This is a genomic window from Streptomyces sp. NRRL S-350 (assembly GCF_000719705.1).
Lineage (GTDB): Bacteria > Actinomycetota > Actinomycetes > Streptomycetales > Streptomycetaceae > Kitasatospora.
Window position 1 is genome coordinate 64,380 of sequence record NZ_JOHO01000053.1, and the last position, 14,630, is coordinate 79,009.

At 70.6% G+C, this 14,630-nt stretch carries 19 protein-coding genes and 1 pseudogene; 8 read left to right on the top strand and 12 right to left on the bottom strand.

Annotated elements, in window-relative coordinates:
- The first annotated feature begins 87 nt into the window (after positions 1–87).
- A complete protein-coding gene (locus IF30_RS0131965) occupies positions 88–453 on the top strand; it encodes a CBS domain-containing protein (RefSeq protein ID WP_051711674.1) in 366 nt (121 codons plus the stop codon).
- A gap of 98 nt (positions 454–551) precedes the next feature.
- On the opposite strand, the pseudogene IF30_RS45810 reads toward IF30_RS0131965, so the two are convergent.
- Positions 552–719 (bottom strand): annotated as a pseudogene (locus IF30_RS45810) (IS110 family transposase); the annotation flags it as partial.
- A gap of 16 nt (positions 720–735) precedes the next feature.
- Here IF30_RS45810 and IF30_RS0131970 point away from each other — a divergent pair.
- The 4 genes from IF30_RS0131970 (at position 736) to murJ (ending at position 4,404) form a co-directional block, all read left to right on the top strand.
- The gene (locus IF30_RS0131970) at positions 736–987 is read left to right on the top strand and encodes a hypothetical protein (RefSeq protein ID WP_030244978.1); all 252 of its coding nucleotides are present in this window, start codon (positions 736–738) and stop codon (positions 985–987) included.
- Entirely contained in the window at positions 974–1,483 is a 510-nt protein-coding gene (locus tag IF30_RS0131975) for a GNAT family N-acetyltransferase (protein ID WP_030244980.1), read from the top strand. The genes IF30_RS0131970 and IF30_RS0131975 overlap by 14 nt, the downstream gene beginning before the upstream one ends.
- 339 nt (positions 1,484–1,822) lie before the next feature.
- Entirely contained in the window at positions 1,823–2,374 is a 552-nt protein-coding gene (locus IF30_RS0131980; RefSeq protein ID WP_030244982.1) for a YciI family protein, read from the top strand.
- Between the two features lie 443 nt (positions 2,375–2,817).
- On the top strand, positions 2,818–4,404 hold the full coding sequence (murJ, locus tag IF30_RS0131985; RefSeq protein WP_234322924.1) for a murein biosynthesis integral membrane protein MurJ: 1,587 nt from the start codon (positions 2,818–2,820) through the stop codon (positions 4,402–4,404).
- Positions 4,405–4,830: 426 nt separating this feature from the next.
- Here the strand turns inward: murJ and IF30_RS42290 are convergent, their stop codons facing one another.
- From IF30_RS42290 to IF30_RS49820, 6 genes are all read right to left on the bottom strand, one after another.
- Positions 4,831–5,223 carry an NUDIX domain-containing protein gene (locus tag IF30_RS42290; RefSeq protein WP_051711675.1) on the bottom strand — a complete coding sequence of 131 codons (393 nt, stop codon included), beginning with the start codon at positions 5,221–5,223 and terminating at the stop codon, positions 4,831–4,833.
- A 237-nt stretch (positions 5,224–5,460) separates the two neighbouring features.
- Positions 5,461–5,733: an NUDIX domain-containing protein gene (locus IF30_RS0132000; protein ID WP_030244985.1), complete on the bottom strand. Its 273-nt coding sequence runs from the start codon at positions 5,731–5,733 to the stop codon at positions 5,461–5,463.
- A gap of 14 nt (positions 5,734–5,747) precedes the next feature.
- Positions 5,748–6,488 (bottom strand): aldo/keto reductase, encoded by a 741-nt coding sequence (locus tag IF30_RS0132005; RefSeq protein ID WP_030244986.1) that lies wholly within the window; start codon positions 6,486–6,488, stop codon positions 5,748–5,750.
- Positions 6,485–6,709: a hypothetical protein gene (locus IF30_RS0132010; protein ID WP_199807967.1), complete on the bottom strand. Its 225-nt coding sequence runs from the start codon at positions 6,707–6,709 to the stop codon at positions 6,485–6,487. The genes IF30_RS0132005 and IF30_RS0132010 overlap by 4 nt, the downstream gene beginning before the upstream one ends.
- Complete coding sequence (locus tag IF30_RS0132015; protein ID WP_030244988.1) at positions 6,706–7,320, bottom strand: 3'-5' exonuclease; 615 nt, start codon at positions 7,318–7,320, stop codon at positions 6,706–6,708. The genes IF30_RS0132010 and IF30_RS0132015 overlap by 4 nt, the downstream gene beginning before the upstream one ends.
- Positions 7,321–7,329: 9 nt before the next feature.
- A complete protein-coding gene (locus IF30_RS49820; protein WP_234322925.1) occupies positions 7,330–7,848 on the bottom strand; it encodes a hypothetical protein in 519 nt (172 codons plus the stop codon).
- Between the two features lie 156 nt (positions 7,849–8,004).
- On the opposite strand from IF30_RS49820, the gene IF30_RS49825 reads away from it, so the two are divergent.
- Positions 8,005–8,529 carry a hypothetical protein gene (locus IF30_RS49825; RefSeq protein WP_234322926.1) on the top strand — a complete coding sequence of 175 codons (525 nt, stop codon included), beginning with the start codon at positions 8,005–8,007 and terminating at the stop codon, positions 8,527–8,529.
- Here IF30_RS49825 and IF30_RS0132025 read toward each other — a convergent pair.
- The 5 genes from IF30_RS0132025 to IF30_RS44110 form a co-directional block, all read right to left on the bottom strand.
- Entirely contained in the window at positions 8,510–9,031 is a 522-nt protein-coding gene (locus IF30_RS0132025; RefSeq protein WP_063752876.1) for a nucleoside-diphosphate kinase, read from the bottom strand. The two genes, IF30_RS49825 and IF30_RS0132025, sit on opposite strands and share 20 nt — an antisense overlap.
- Positions 9,028–10,050 carry a thymidylate synthase gene (locus tag IF30_RS0132030; protein WP_063752878.1) on the bottom strand — a complete coding sequence of 341 codons (1,023 nt, stop codon included), beginning with the start codon at positions 10,048–10,050 and terminating at the stop codon, positions 9,028–9,030. Before IF30_RS0132030 ends, IF30_RS0132025 begins: the two co-directional genes overlap by 4 nt.
- A gap of 40 nt (positions 10,051–10,090) precedes the next feature.
- A complete protein-coding gene (locus IF30_RS0132035) occupies positions 10,091–10,537 on the bottom strand; it encodes a hypothetical protein (protein ID WP_030244993.1) in 447 nt (148 codons plus the stop codon).
- Positions 10,530–11,015, bottom strand: coding sequence for a hypothetical protein (locus tag IF30_RS42300; protein WP_051711676.1), 486 nt, complete (start codon positions 11,013–11,015; stop codon positions 10,530–10,532). The genes IF30_RS0132035 and IF30_RS42300 overlap by 8 nt, the downstream gene beginning before the upstream one ends.
- Positions 11,016–11,252: 237 nt before the next feature.
- On the bottom strand, positions 11,253–11,816 hold the full coding sequence (locus IF30_RS44110; protein WP_051711677.1) for an ATP-binding protein: 564 nt from the start codon (positions 11,814–11,816) through the stop codon (positions 11,253–11,255).
- Positions 11,817–12,595: 779 nt separating this feature from the next.
- Here IF30_RS44110 and IF30_RS0132055 point away from each other — a divergent pair.
- Together IF30_RS0132055 and IF30_RS0132060 are read left to right on the top strand one after the other, a co-directional pair.
- Positions 12,596–13,897, top strand: coding sequence for a hypothetical protein (locus IF30_RS0132055; protein ID WP_158835631.1), 1,302 nt, complete (start codon positions 12,596–12,598; stop codon positions 13,895–13,897).
- Positions 13,898–13,914: 17 nt separating this feature from the next.
- Complete coding sequence (locus IF30_RS0132060) at positions 13,915–14,475, top strand: GNAT family N-acetyltransferase (RefSeq protein ID WP_051711678.1); 561 nt, start codon at positions 13,915–13,917, stop codon at positions 14,473–14,475.
- Positions 14,476–14,630 lie beyond the last annotated feature (155 nt).

Here is a 14,630-nt window from a genome sequence, read left to right on the forward strand (position 1 = left end):
AGGACGTGCCTGGGGACGGGAACGGTGAACGCCGTGATCCCACACTCTTCACGGTCGGTGCGTTGTCGTCTCACGGTCGCCGATGCCATGGACCCGTGCGACTACCAGATCGCCGAAGACAGCACCGTCGAACAGGCCGACGACGTATTGCGCGGCGCCCACATCGACTACCTGCCCGTCCGCGGCCATGACGGCCGGTGCGAGGGGCTGGTCACCCACACCAGCCTGCGCCCCTTCCTTCCGCTGACCGACTCGGCGGAGCGGACCGCCGTCGGTGCCACCGCGCACCGGCAGGGCCCGTTCGCGTGGCCAAGTCTGAGCTTGGCCCTGGCCGCCCGGGTCATGCGCATCAGGCACTGGGCCGTCTGGCTCGTCACCGACGACGACGACTACCTCCTCGGCGTCCTCACCGCGGCCCGCGCCGCCGGCCTCATCGCCGCCGAACCCGCATGACCATGACCTACGCCGCAGCGCGCCGCGTCGGCCCCTCGGCTGGACGGCGGCGAGGCAGCCAGGGAAGGTTCGCGCAGGTGGGAGCGGAGCTCGTTGCCGGCCTGGGCGAGTTCGCGGTCGGCCGGGAGCCGGCGGTAGGCGTCGGCGTCGGTGCGCAGGATGTGCGCCGGCACCAGCGCGTCGAGGTGGTCGGATTTCTTGCGCGAGACGCTGCGCCGCTCGCGGTAGCGGGCGGCGGCCGTCGGGTTGACGGCGTAGACGGGTCGTCTGGTCGCGTGGGCCATGGGCGAAGCACTACGCAAACCCGGCATCCGGCTCGCGGCAACCCGCTCCACGGCGCTGTTCCAGCTCGCCACCGAGCTGCCCGCCGCAGTCCTCGCCTGCACCCTTGGCATCCACATCACGGTCGCCGTCGCCGTCAAGTGGCGCAGTGAGCCGCCGCTGGGACTGGGCCGCCTATCCGCCGACGTCAGCAACCGCCAGACTGACGTCCACATCCAAGAGCAAAGGAGCAGCACGGATGCTGCTACGTGATGTCGAGTACGGCGACCTCGACGCGTACGTCCGGATGCGATGCGACCCGGCCATGATGGCCGAGCTGGGCGGTCCGTTGCCTCGCGAAGGAATGGCGGCGAAGGTCCAACGTGATGTCCGGCGGGCAGCGGCGGGAACGGACTGGACAAAGATGATCGTGCCCGATGAAGCCGAGCCCGACGTGGTCGCGGGAACCGTGGCCTTGTGGCCCCACGACACCGACGGCGAGCGAATCTCCGAGATCGGCTGGATGGTACTGCCGGAGTTCCAGGGACGGGGACTTGCCAAGCAGGCCGTCCGCACCGTGCTGGGGCTGGCCCGCGACGACAGCCGGTGGGGGCTGATTCACGCATTTCCGGCCACAACGAACGGTCCGTCCAACGGCATCTGCCGCTCCCTCGGCTTCCGGTTCGTGGGCAGGCAAGACGTGACCTTCGCCGGTCGAGTCCTCGTAACCAACCACTGGACCATCGACCCTCGCACCGACCTGACCTGAGACCGAGACCGGCCCGCAGCACGCCAAGGATCCACAACCCCCACCTGCCGCTCACTCAGAAGACCGCCGTCGGGCTCGGCCCCGCCGGCCGGCTCTTCACCACCCGGGCTACCGGCAACCTCTCCGCCACACCGGACCGGATCCGTGTCGACCGGCAGCTCGAAGAAGCGCTCACCCACGGGCCCGACCCGCTCCACCTGTCCCTCACCTTCGGCATCGACGAGAAGACCGCCATCCACCACGCGGAGTCGGCACGCGCGCTTTTGGCGGGGGCTGCCGAGCAGTCGCTGCAATGAAAGTCGCTCGACTCCGTCACCTCCTCGAAGAGATCCTTCGGGCATGGAGTTCTTCGTTTACCACCGCGACCGCCCCGGCTCCCAGGCGTTGCGCAAGGAGCTGCTGGAAGAGCACTGGTCCTACATGGACCGGTACGCGACGGAGATGATCGCCCGCGGCCCGACCCTTTCCGGTGACGGCGGCAGGCCCACCGGCAGCGTGCACATCGTCGACCTGGCAGATCCTGCCGCCGCCCGCGCGTTCGCCTTCGACGAGCCCGGTTACCAGGGCGGCGTCTACCGGGACGTGCTGCTGCGACGGTGGCGCAACATGCTGGGGCGCACCATGTGGGACTTCCCCGGTGGCCGAACCGGCGGCCACCGGTACCTGGTGCTCGGCCTCGGTTCGGGGCAGGCCGCCGACCTCGCCCTGCCGCCCGACCGGGACGAGCTGATCGCCTACGGGCCGCTGCTGTCCGACGACGGCGCCACCTGGCTGGGCACGGCGGCGCTGGTCCGGGCACCGGACCCGGAGACGGCACGCGCCGTTCTGACCCCGGACCGGTACGCCGAGATCGAGGTGCACAACTGGCAGTTCGGCGGGCGGCCGTCATGACACGAGGACGTCCGGCCGACGTCACCGCCGAGGCCTTTCGAACGGCTCGGCGTCCTGGTGTTTCACCCGAACCCGCGGATGCGCCGGCCTGACGCACACCGTTGGACCCGTGGGTTCGGGGAAGCCGAAAGACCTTCGGCTTCCCCGAACCCACGGGGATCACGGCCCCGGGCTTCTGTCCCTGTCCCCGGGCGCAGGGCAGCGCCGCCCATCGTGCCGGTGACAATGAACTCGAGTGACCGACCTATGCCACCTGCGGATTCCTGGCGGGCCGTCAGATACCGGCAGACGTTCGTTTTTTCGACATCAGCTTCCGAACGCGATCTTCACGGCCCTAGATTGAGGTCATGGTCGATCAAGTGGGCACATCGGCGGCGGAGACGGAGCTTCCTGGGCGGCGGCGCCACGCGCGGCATCGTCCGAAGGCCGCGTCCGGAGGGCTGATGCGGTCGTCCGCATGGATGGCTGCGGGCACCGTGGTGTCGCGCGGCACGGGGATGTTCCGACTGGTGCTGCAGGGCGCCGCGCTGGGCACGCTGGCGGTCGGCGGTGCCTATAACACCGCGAACACGCTGCCGACGAGTCTCTACACGCTGCTGATCGGCGGTGCGCTGAACTCGGTGCTCGTGCCGCAGCTGGTCCGCGCACGTGCCGAGCATGCCGATGGCGGCCAGGCGCACGAGCAGCGGCTGGTCACGATGGTGCTGAGCGTGCTCGCGGTGGGGACCGTCGTGGGCGTGGTGCTCGCTCCGTGGATCGTCGGCCTCTACATGCCGGACACGCCGGACAGCCACCAGCTGTTCGAGCTGACGGTGGCCTTCGCCCGGTTCCTGCTGCCGCAGATCTTCTTCTACGGGCTCTTCTTCATGCTGGGCCAGATCCTCAACGCGCGCGGAAAGTTCGGGGCGATGATGTGGACGCCGGTCCTGAACAACCTCGTGCTGATCGCCGTGTTCGGCCTGTACCGGTGGCTCGTGCCGGCCCCTGGCGACGCCGCGTCGGTGACACCGGCCGAGGTGCGGCTGCTGGGGATCGGCACCACGATCGGGATCGCCCTCCAGGCGGCCTGCCTGGTCCCGTACCTCGCCGGGACAGGATTCAGGTGGCGCCCGCGCTTCGACTGGCGCGGCACGGGTCTGGGCAAGAGCGTGGCCGCCGCGCGCTGGACCCTGCTGTTCGTACTGGTCAACCAGATCGCCCTGACGGTCGTGACGCGCTACGCCAACGCGGTGGACGCGGTCCTGCCGAAGGCCGGCGCGGGGAACAGCGCCTACTTCTTCGCGCAGAACATCTGGATGCTCCCGCAGGGCATCGTCACGGTCTCTCTGGTCACCGCGATGCTGCCGCGGTTGAGCCGAGCGGTGGCCGAGCGCCGCCTGGACGACGTCCGCGATGACGTGTCGCGGGGGCTGCGGGTCACCGGTGTGGCGATCGTCCCGGCCGCCTTCTTCTTCCTGGCCTTCGGACCGCAGATCGCCACGGTGATGTTCTCCCACAGCAGCAGCGGGGCGGCCTCGGCGCAGCCGCTCGGCCAGATGCTGCAGGCCTTCGCGCTCGGCCTGGTCCCGTTCTCCGCCCAGTACCTCCTGCTGCGCGGCTTCTACGCCTTCGAGGACACCCGGACCCCCTTCTGGATGGCGGTCTGGATCGCCGGCCTCGACATCGTCCTGGCCACTGGCTGCCACCTCTTCCTGCCTCCGCGCTGGGCGGCCATCGGCATGGCGGCCGCCTACGCCGCGTCCTACGCCGGTGGCCTGCTCGTCACCGGGCTCAAACTGCGCCGCCGCTTGGAAGGCCGCCTGGACGGCAAGCGGCTCGTGCGCACGTACGGGAAGCTCACGGCTGCGGCGGGGATCGCCAGCGCCGTCGGCTGGGCGGTGGCGCACATCTGCTCCGGTGTCGTCCCCGCTCCGGTGGCCGGCTCCGTACTGGCGCTGGCGGCCGGCGGTGCCGCGATGCTGGCGCTGTTCGTGCTGCTGGCCCGTCTGCTGCGCGTCTCCGAACTGCGCAGCCTGCCCGGCCTGGGCTGACCAGCCGCCGCGGCGCGCTGGGCCGGAGGTGGCACCCCATCTGGCCTGCGGCGATGCCCCGGACTGCAAAGTGCGCCGGGCAACCGCTGGCAGCTGCTCGGCCCTCCAAGCCTGGGTCCCACCCGCCGCCATGTCCAGGCCGCCCGTGAGCAGGTCGAGAAGGCCGGTGGCGGCCGGGCGGCAGCCACCGGCGGTCGGTGTGCTCGTCCCGGACGGCGAGCAGGAGGACCGGCACTGCCGAGCACGAGTCGGTGCTCACGAACGCCGTGCACACGGGCAGACGCCCTTCCTACTCGGTCTCCAGGTGGCGGGCGGCCATGAGGATGCCCAGCGACGCGCCGGCCAGGGTCAGTCGGCCGTCGTAGGCCGCCTCGACGGCGTCCGCCAGGTCCCACCACTCCAGGGTCATGCCGAACTCCGAGGCGGTCAGCTCTGCTCGCCGACGGTCAGGTCCCGCGCGAGGAAGACGTGCAGACGCGAGGTGTGGCGCGGCAGCAGGGCGACGCTGCCCAGCGCCGTCCAATCCCGGGCGGTGATCCCGGCCTCCTCCCGCAGCTCCCGCTGCCCGGCCTGCAACGGGTTCTCCCCGTCCTCGACCGTGCCGCCCGGCGGGGTGACGGCCTCGCCGTGCACGTACGTGACGGAGCGGACCATGCCGACCCGTCCGAGGTCGTCCACCGGGACGATCAGGGCGCCGTCGGGCAGCTCCGTGACCCACACCTCGCCACGCTGCCCGTCGGGCCGGGTGACCTGGTCGCAGTGGATGGCCATGCGCGCAGCGGTGAGGACCGTCGCACGGGCGAGCCGATGCCAGGTCACATCGGCCTCCCGCAGTGCAGGACGATCTGCTGTCCGGTCGAGAAGGCGGTGACCAGCGCGGTCAGGCGTGCGTGCATCGTGGCCGACACCTCGTCCTCCCCGTCGGCGAGTTGACGGAACCGGTACTCGTCGTGGGCCTCGGACAGCGTGACCGAGCAGACCTGTTCCCAGCTGAGGGGACCGGCGGTGAAGAAGTAGGTCTGACGGGCGGACAGTCCTCGGCCGGCGGCAAGAAGTCTACTCCGATCGGACAGAGCGGGCCGTCCAGCTTGAGGCCCGTCTCCTCCAGAACTTCCCGCCGCGCGCCTGCTCGGGGGCCTCGCCCTCTTCCAGGAGGCCGCCCGGTGTCCACCAGCGCTGCGGTCCACCCTTGGCGGCCCGGCCCGCGCTGTAGGAGTCGTGCAGGAGCAGCAGGCTCCCGTCCGGGTCGAAGAGCAGCACGCCACAGCCATGCAGGGCACGGGGCAGAGTCTGGACGAACTCCTCGCGGGGGATCCAGGGTTTCGACATCTCGCGCCTGCCGCTCAGGTCGCCGGCGCGAAGAGCTCGCGCAGATGAGCCGGGTCGGACGTGCCGGGGATCGGCGCGACCAGCGGCCCGAGGGCCAGCAGCCATCGCAGCGCCTTCGCCGTGTTGGACAGCTTCCCGGCGTTCAGCGGCCTGTACGGCACGTACGGGATGCCGTTGTCCAGGCAGTACGGCAACGCCGGATCGTCGGGTTCCTCGATGTTCAGGCAGTTCTGGACGGCGGCGACCGTCACCAGCTTGCCTGCCTCGCGGATCTGCTCGGGGGTGACCTTGGACAGGCCGATAGCGGCGATCTTGCCTTCGGCCCGCATGCCCTCCAGCTCGCCGACCTGATCGGTCAGCGGTACCGCGGGGTCCACCCGGTGCAGGTAGCACAGGCTCATCTGCTCGGTCCCCAGGCGGCGCAGGGACGCCTCGACGGCGGCGCGCAGGTATTCGGGCCGGCCCAGCGGCTTCCACACGTTCGGCTTGGGCCGCACCATGCCGACCTTCGTGGCCAGCAGCAGCTGCTCGGGGTAGGGGTGCAGCGCGCGGCGGATCAGCTCTTCGACGGTGTGCGGGCCGTAGGCGTCGGCGGTGTCGATGTGCAGGATGCCGAGGTCGTGGACGGCCTCGCGCAGCAGCGCGGCGGCGCCGACCATGTCGGCCGGCTCGCCCCAGGTGCCCGGGCCGGTGAGGCGCATGGTGCCCAGGCCCAGACGAGGAACCTTCTTGCCCGCGATCGTGATCGTCTTCATGCGGCGGCCGCCCAGGCGGCGGTGATCGTCTCGACCGCTACTTCGACGGCGGCGGCGTGCCTGGTCATCTTCGGGAAGCCGAGGCCGGCGGCCCGCTTGGCGAAGCCCCCGGTGCGGGCCGCCGTGATGCCGACGGCGCGCAGCTCCATCTCGATGCGCCTGGCGAGGGTGGTCTTGCCGGTCGAGTGCGTCCCGGCGATGTAGAGGCGAAGCGGTGTCACCACAGTTTTTGTTCCTCGGACTTGGGTGGTTCGGGCAGGGGGGCGCCGGGCATCCCGGGCGGGACGGCGGCGGTGAGCAGCGCGTCCCAGGTGTCGTAGTGCTCGGCGAGGGCGATCAGCAGCAGAGCGGTCGCGCGGGCGTCGTAGGCCGCCCGGTGGCGCTGGCCGGGAACGGACGCCAGGTCGATGGCGGTCAGCTCGATCAGCGCATCTAGGCTGTACCGGCCGGCCTTCGGGTAGGTCGCGCGGGCAAGCCGCAGGGTGTCCAGCACCCCGGCGGGCTTCCAGTCGGGCATGTGCCGCAGCAGCACGCCGTAGTCCACGTGGGCAGCGTGCGCGGCGATCCATACGCCCTCCAGGGATGCCTGAATCTGGGGGCCGACCTGGTCCCAGGTCGGCGCCTGGGCCACGTCCTGGTTGCGGATGCCGTGCACTCGCCGAGCGAACGGCGTGATCGGGCTCGGCGGGCGCAGCAGGACGGAGCGCGTGGACGACGGCACCGGGCTCCCGCCGATCACCGGGATCGCGGCGACCTCGACGAGGTCCGGAGGCGTTCCGCCGTTGCCTTCGACGTCCACGACGAAGACTCGGGGCCAGGTGCCGTAGTCCATCGCTGTTCCTTACTGCGGGGCCGGCCAGCCGATTTCGGCGCGGCCGTGCCGACGGGGGTGGTGCGGCTTGTCGCGGTCGTGGACCTGGTAGCCGAAGCCGTGCTGCATGAAGTAGCGCGGCGGCTCGTTCAAGCCCTCGACGATGATGGCGCGTTCGTTCACCTCAACGTCGCCGGTCGCCCCAAGAGCACGGGCGGCTTCCGTGGCCTCCTTCAGGCTGGGGGCCTTCCAGGCGTCGCGGCACAGGCCCAGCTGCGCCACCGGGCAGATGTCGCACAACTCCCGGATGCCGTAGTGCCCGTTGTAGTCGGCCACCTTGTGGGCGTAGGCCACCCCGCAGGAGGTCTTCCGGAACAGTGGCCCGTACGGCTCGCCCTGGTCCTCCGGCCGACGGAACGCGGCGAGGATCCGCTGCTCGGACCATTCCGGCATGATCTTGCGACGGGCGATGTCGTCGTACGGCATCGGAAGGCCGTGGTCCGCGTAGTACGCGGCGATCTCCTTGCGGAAGAACAGCCCGGTGAACACTGTCGCGTCGGCGTGCCTCGACAGCTCCAGAGCCCTCTGGATGTGCTCGTCGGAGTCGTTGAGGCCCCGTTGAGGCCCGGCACGATCGGCCGCCAGTACAGCACCGTGCGGTACCGCTCGGCGTGCCGGTGGAGGGTCTGGAGACTGGCGGCGGCGATGGCCGAGTCGACCGGCTCGATGCCCGGGTGGTCGATGCCGGAGTGGGTGACCAGCACGGTGAGCCGGATATTCTCGAAGCTGTTCAAAACCTCGCAGTCCTCGGGGTCGACCCGCCACCTGGTGATGATCAGGACGTGGTTGGTCAGGCCCTTCTCGTCCAGCAGCCGCAGCGTCCGAAACGTGTGCGGCTTGACCACGGGGAGCATGGGGTCCGTCGCCCGGTTGAAGATCTGGATCGGCGTGCGGTGGGGCCGGAAGTACTTGTGCCCGGTCAGCAGCTCCACCGCGGCCTCGTCGCTCATCAGCCGCCGGGGCGTCTTGAGCTCGAAGTTGTCGAACAGGTGGCGCACGCAGTACCCGCAGTCCAGCGGGCAGCCGACGATGTGGTTGAGCGACAGCCCGGACTTGCGGTACTCGACAACCTCGGCAAGCTCGGGCTTGAGCGAGGCGATCTGCGCGCTGGTCAGCAGCGGCAGCAGACGCCGGCCCTTGATGGCGGTCGTCATCGGTGGTCCTCCTTGATCTCCAGTAGCTGGTGCTGGCCGGCGCCGAACCACGTCCCGAAGTCCCGGCGCGCGGCGCGCGGGTGGTCGGAAGTGTGGATCAGGTTCTCCACCAGGCGGCGCTGCGCCCGGGCGGCCGCGAGGCTGTCGCTGCCCAGGTCGGCGCGGATGGTGCCCGGCTCGGCCTGGGTCGGGTCGAAGTGTCCGAGCAGGTCGCGCAGCCGCTCGGGGGTACCTGGAGCGCCGTGGGCGAGCGCCACCTCCACCTGCTGGCCGACGTAGGTGGCGCGCAGGCACGCAGGCACGTCCACCTCGAACAGGTCCCGGTCGACCAGCAGGTCCCAGTAGTGGACGTGGATCTGCCAGTCGGCGACGACGACGCGGCGCCGGTGCACGATCCGCGCTTGCGGCTCCAGCCGGGCCAGCACCTGATCGGCCAGTCCTCGGCGCAGACAGTCCGGCTTGAGGAGGACCACGCTCCAACGCGACCAGTCCACGCCGTACAGCGGGTTCTGCCTCACCCGATCACCCCGGTGGTGACCCGGGTGGGCCAGCGGCGCTCGAACTGCCAGCGGGCTCCGGGTTCCAGGGCGTCGAGGAGCTGCGAGTCGACTGGGTCCGCCGGGCAGTTGACGAGCTGGCGGTGCGCCTCGAAGAGCAGCAGCACCCGCTGCCAGTACAGCGGCAGGTCCAGCTGCGCGACGTCGGCCGGGGTGTACTGGGCCTGGTTGGTGCGCAACAGCTCTTCGTGCTCCAGCACGGTGCGAATGTGCTGCCACGTGGTGTCGGTGGGCATCACCGGGGCCGGGAACAGCGGCGTGGCCTTGGGGTTGGCTGCCGTCTCCTCCAGTACCTTGCCCGCGCGCTCCAGGTCCCGGACGCCGACGTGCATGGACCCCACGTGGTGGGTGTAGTCGCCCAGGCGCAGGCCGAGCTGGGCGGCGGCGAACTCCTGGATGACGGTGAAGCTGTAGACGTCGCAGACCATTCCGCGGTTGGCGTCGTTGGCGCGCATGTAGGTGACCATGTGCAGGTAGCCGTCGCGGGCCAGCAGCTGGAGCCCGACCAGGCACGGGAGATCGGGGTGGCCGATCTCGTCCAAGTCGCCGGCCTCGAACACCGGCATGTACGCGCGCTTGCTGTCCTTCTCGGCCCGCAGCAGCTCCAGCGCCCGGTCGAACGCGGAGCGGGCTCCGTCGGGCTGGGGGGCGAAGATCCGCGCGCCGTAGGACGAGCCCTCGATCGTCGTCCCGTCTCGCGAATCTGCCCGGCGGCGGGAGGCGTAGTGCCCGATCAGGTCGAGGTCCCGCATGCCGCCCAGGTACCAGAGGGCTTCCGCGTAGTGATACACGGGGTTGACGGGTCGGCTCGTCAGGTACAGGGCGCGTCGGCGGGGGTCGGTCAGCCGGAACGTCGCGCCGATGATCTCGTGGCTGTCGTTCCCGCGAGCGGTGTTGACGTACTCGCGGTTCTCGGTGACGTGCCGCAGTACGGCGGCGTAGGCGTGCTGGAACGTGGGGAACACGGCGGGTGCGATCACTCTGAACTCCACTTCAACTTGGTGCGAATCGGGAAGTCCGTCACGTCCGGTGCGGCCAATAGATCGCCGCGCCAGGCGACCAGGCCGGCGAATCGGGCTCGACATCGTTGTCCGCCGGCCTGGGTCGGGTTCCGGGCACGAGCGGGTGAACTTGGTGCAGCGTCAGCAGCAGGCGGCACACCGCCGTGAGCACCTGGACGTCCGCGTAGGAGTCGGTGCCCGGCCAGGCCAGTAGGGCGCCGGCGAGGCGGGCCGCCCCGTCAATGACGGGCCGCAGCCGCGCCGCCGACGGCAACAGCCGGTAGTCCGCTTCGACGGAGGCGGTGAGCAGCAGCAGGTGGCCGAGCAGTTCCTCGGCGAGGCCGGAGAGCAGGCTGAGGGTCTGCTCATCCGGCGGCCAGGACACCTCGGCGTCGGCCGCGATCGCCTCGGCCCGCGTCACCGCCACGCGGGCCGCGGCGACGTCGAGCGGCAGCTCCTCACGCACGGCAGCCGCCTCTCCGGAGCCCGCGCGTAGCGACGTTCGCGACGTCCTCTGCCAGGCAGAGCACTCCAGGCGACTCCATCGGTACCGCCCAGTACGCCCCGGGACTGAGGTCTCGCGTAAGGCCGGGCGCTGGCACCGTCACGACGGAGCCCCGGCCGAGGAAGCTGACGCCCGACAGGGACCAGGTGCGGGCCGTACTCGGCGGCACCAGCGCCACGTACAGGCCGCGCTCACCCGTGCAGAACACCGGGCCGTCGAGGGACACCGCGAGATACCGGTCGATCGCCGCCCGATCTGTGCTGCCCGCCGCCTCGGCGACGATGTCGGCCGGCAGGCGCACCGCCGAGTACAGCGTCCCGCACGGCAGCACGGTGACGCCGCGGGTCTTCCAGTCGTCGGCGGCAGCGGTCCGCTCGCCGTCGGGGAGGGCAGCCAGGAGCCAGTGCCGCACGGCGGCGTCGCGCTCGGCGCCGGTCACCAGGCGGCCTCGCAAGCCTGCGCGCGGGTCGGCCGGGCTGCTGCGATCAGCAGCCAGCGGCGGCGCAGCGTCAACAGGGCCGGTGCCAGACACGATGTCCTCCGGAAACTCACGAACGGGTGGACGGGAGATACGGCCGGGAAGGCCGGGCCTCCTCCGCCTGCTGTCGTCGTCAGGCCGGGGAGGAGTGGGTGGGAGCCGTAGCCAACGCATCGGCTCAGGGAGCGGGGAAGCGGCCTACGCGGTGGCGTGAGGCCTCCTGATCAGGCAGAGCCGGGACACGCGGACAGCGGACGTGATGACGTCAGCGCGCCGCAGGGCCCGCTCGGTGGCGTGCTCGTCGGCGTAGCTCGGAAGCGGCACCGACACGGGCTTCTGGAGCCTGAGCACGGCCCACACCTTCTTGCCACCCGAGGTCGCCGCCGTGCCCCATTTCTCGGACAGCCCGGCGACCAGCAGCATGCCGCGGCCGGACTCGGCGAAGGCGTTGCCCTTCGCGTCGTCGGGCAGGTACGGCAGTGCCCGGCTCAGGTCGTGCACCGTCACGACGAGGCGGTTCCCGTCCGGCGACAGGTTCAGGGAGACGTGGTGCATACCCGGGGGGCTGTGCCGCACGGCGTTGCTCACCAGCTCGACCGCCACGTACAGCACGTTGTCGAGGTCGTCGTCCACTACGCCCCAGCGCACCAGGGCGGTGCGCAGCATGCGGCGCACGACGGGAACACTGCTCAGCCGCTTCTCCAGCTCGGGGGCACTCGCGTCGATCGTCACCCGCTCGACGAGACCGTGGGCGGCGTTCATCGCGGCACCACACCAGCGGCGGCGGGCGACCTGCACCAGGCGGTGAAGGCCAAGCGGGTGGTGGGGTCTTCGCTGGCGCGTTGGTAGATGACGGCGGCGGGGGTACGCATTGGGCTGCTCCTGCTGACGGCACAGTGGGGATGCGCCCGCCCCGTCGGGGGAGCAGGCCGGGCGCAGCAGTTCGGTCAGGGTCGTGCGCCCTTCGCCGACGTCCGGGGCCACGCGCTCAGATCAGAGCGGGCATCCAGACCGCCTCACTGCCGCCCACAAGCTCACGGGCCGCGATCGGTGGCGCTGACTCTTCCTCAAGGGGCCGGGAACCTCCCGGGCGCTGTATGCGCCCGGGAGATCCCGCGTGCTCTCGGCAGGACTACTTGCCACCGCCGGCGTCGCCGCCGGTGTTCTCGTGCTGGTTGCCGCTGTCGTCGCCGCTGCCGTGGTTGTTGCCGTCGCTCATCGAACGGTCCCTCCTGGACGGCTGCCCGATCGGGCAGCTCCGGTGTGTGGTCGCGCCACCGCAGAGCCCGTGAGGACTCCGTGCCGGGGCATCAGGACCGCGCCGCCGCGTCGTTGCGGAAGCACGGGGCAGCAGGCCGACTTCCTCGCGAGGCGCTCTAACTCCGCCCCGACCGCCGACTGCTGACATTCAGTGAACCGCTGGTCACGCAAGCCGAGATAGGCCATTCTTTGGCGGTCACCTTCACGACCCCCGGACATTCCCGAGGGTTGACGGCAGGCGGGGGCGAACCGTGTCGCACCCGCCGGACCGAGGAGCGCTCATGGCAGCCGGCCGTCCGAACAACGTGCTGAGAGCCCTGATGCAGCGGGCTGAGCTCTCGGCTTCTGACCTTGCTCAGGCCGTAAACGCCGCTATCGAGCGACGCTTCGGGCAGCCCGGGAATGCCACTGACCGGCACGTCCGGAGGTGGCTGTCCGGCAAGACCGCGCTGCCGCAACTGCACTACCTGGTCGGCATCATGGACGTCTTCCAGCTGCAGTCCGATCAGCTCGGCTTCACACTTACGGGTACAAGATCTCAGCAGCTTGCTCAGCTCCAGCCGCGCTCTACTCTGCTGGAAACGAACCATGCCGAGGAGGATCACGTGCTCCGTCGCCAGTTCATGATCGCGGGCGCAGGGAACCTGCTGTCCGTCGCCTTCGCGCCGCTCCCGACGTCCGGGCGCATAGGAGCGAGCGACGTCGACCGCATCCGCGAAAGCATCGACCGGTTGCACGCCGTGGACGACGCCTACGGCGGCGAGCAGCTGGCCGACATCGCCGAGTCGTTCGTCCAGCAGATCGAGGCCGCCATGGGCCGCTGCCTGTACGGCCCGCGCGTCGAGCAGGCGCTGTACCAGGTCATCGGCCAGCTGCATGCCTCCGCCGGTTGGTTCGCCTTCGACTCCGGCGACCAGCCGCGCGCCAGCCGCAACTTCGACTCCGGCCTGCGAGCGAGCCTGCTCGCCAACGACCGGCAGCTCCAGGCCCGCATCTGGGCCTACATGTCCCGGCAGAGCTGGGAGCTGGGCCGGGCGACGGAGACCGTCACCATCGCCCGCGCCGCCCTGGACGCCACCCGCAACTCCCGGGACCACCGACTCTCGGCCCTCCTCCACGGCCGCCTGGCACTCGGCTACGCGGCATCCGGGCAGGGCGCCCAGTGCGGCACCGCTCTCGCCCGCGCCGAGACTGCCCTCGACCGAATCGGCGATGCGACCGCCGAGGCCTGGCTCGCGTTCGTCGGCCCCGGGGAGGTGATGGGCTCGGCAGCGATGGCGCACATGAACCTGGGGCAACCCGACCGCGCCGCCTACCAGGAAGAGCAAGGCATGACGCTCCTCGACCCCGCGTTCCGGCGCAACCGCTTCGCGAAGTCCGTCCACCTCGCCGAGTGCTACCTCGCCGCCAACCAGGTCGAACAGGCCGTCGGCATGGCGGACCAGGCACTGGACCTCTACCCGTCGGTGAACTGCCCGCGATGGGCCGTGCACCTCGGACAGTTCCGCGAAAAGGTGGCTGGCTTCGACCTTCCGATCGCCGCTGGCTTCGTGGAACGCTACGACGTCACCACCGCCTCATAGCGAGCAGGAGCAGCAGCGTGGCCGCCCAGCCCGAGACCGACACCCTGACCGTCAGCTACCACACCGCCGCCGACCTGCCCGCCGTCGAACCGCTGCTCCTGGAGATCTACGCCGAGGTCTACGCCTACGAGGCCAGCGTCGACCCGTTCTTCTCCGTCGATCGATTCGCCGACCGCCTCCGCCGTCACGCCTCCGCCCCGCGCTGGGGCTGCGCCCTCGGCGAGGTGAACGGCATCGCGATCGGCTACGCCTACGGCTTCGCCCGCACCGCCACGTACGAGTGGGGCGGGCTTCTCACCCCGGTGCCGGCCGATCAGCTGGAGGAGAGTGACACCCGCACCTTCGCCCTGTGCGAGGTCATGGTCCGCGCCGACTGGCGCGGGGCCGGCATCGCCCGCACGCTCCACGAAGAGCTGCTGTCGCACCGTATCGAAGAGCGCTCACACCTCCTGGTGGAGGAGGACCACCCGCGGGTCCGAGCCCTCTACGAGCGTTGGGGCTACACCGAGATGGGGACCATGCAGCCGTACCCGGACTCCCCACGCTACGTGTCGATGTGGCGCCCGATCAGCCTCTGAGCCTGCATGGCGTGTGCGATCGTGCCCCGCGACGGCGAGACGTTCGGCAACGGCTACTAGGGCCTGTATGAGGTTGTGATCAATCTTCGGGTTTCTGTCCCGCGCTGGGGCAGAACCCGGTAGGACTGTTGAGTGTGACGCGCAGACAACTCACG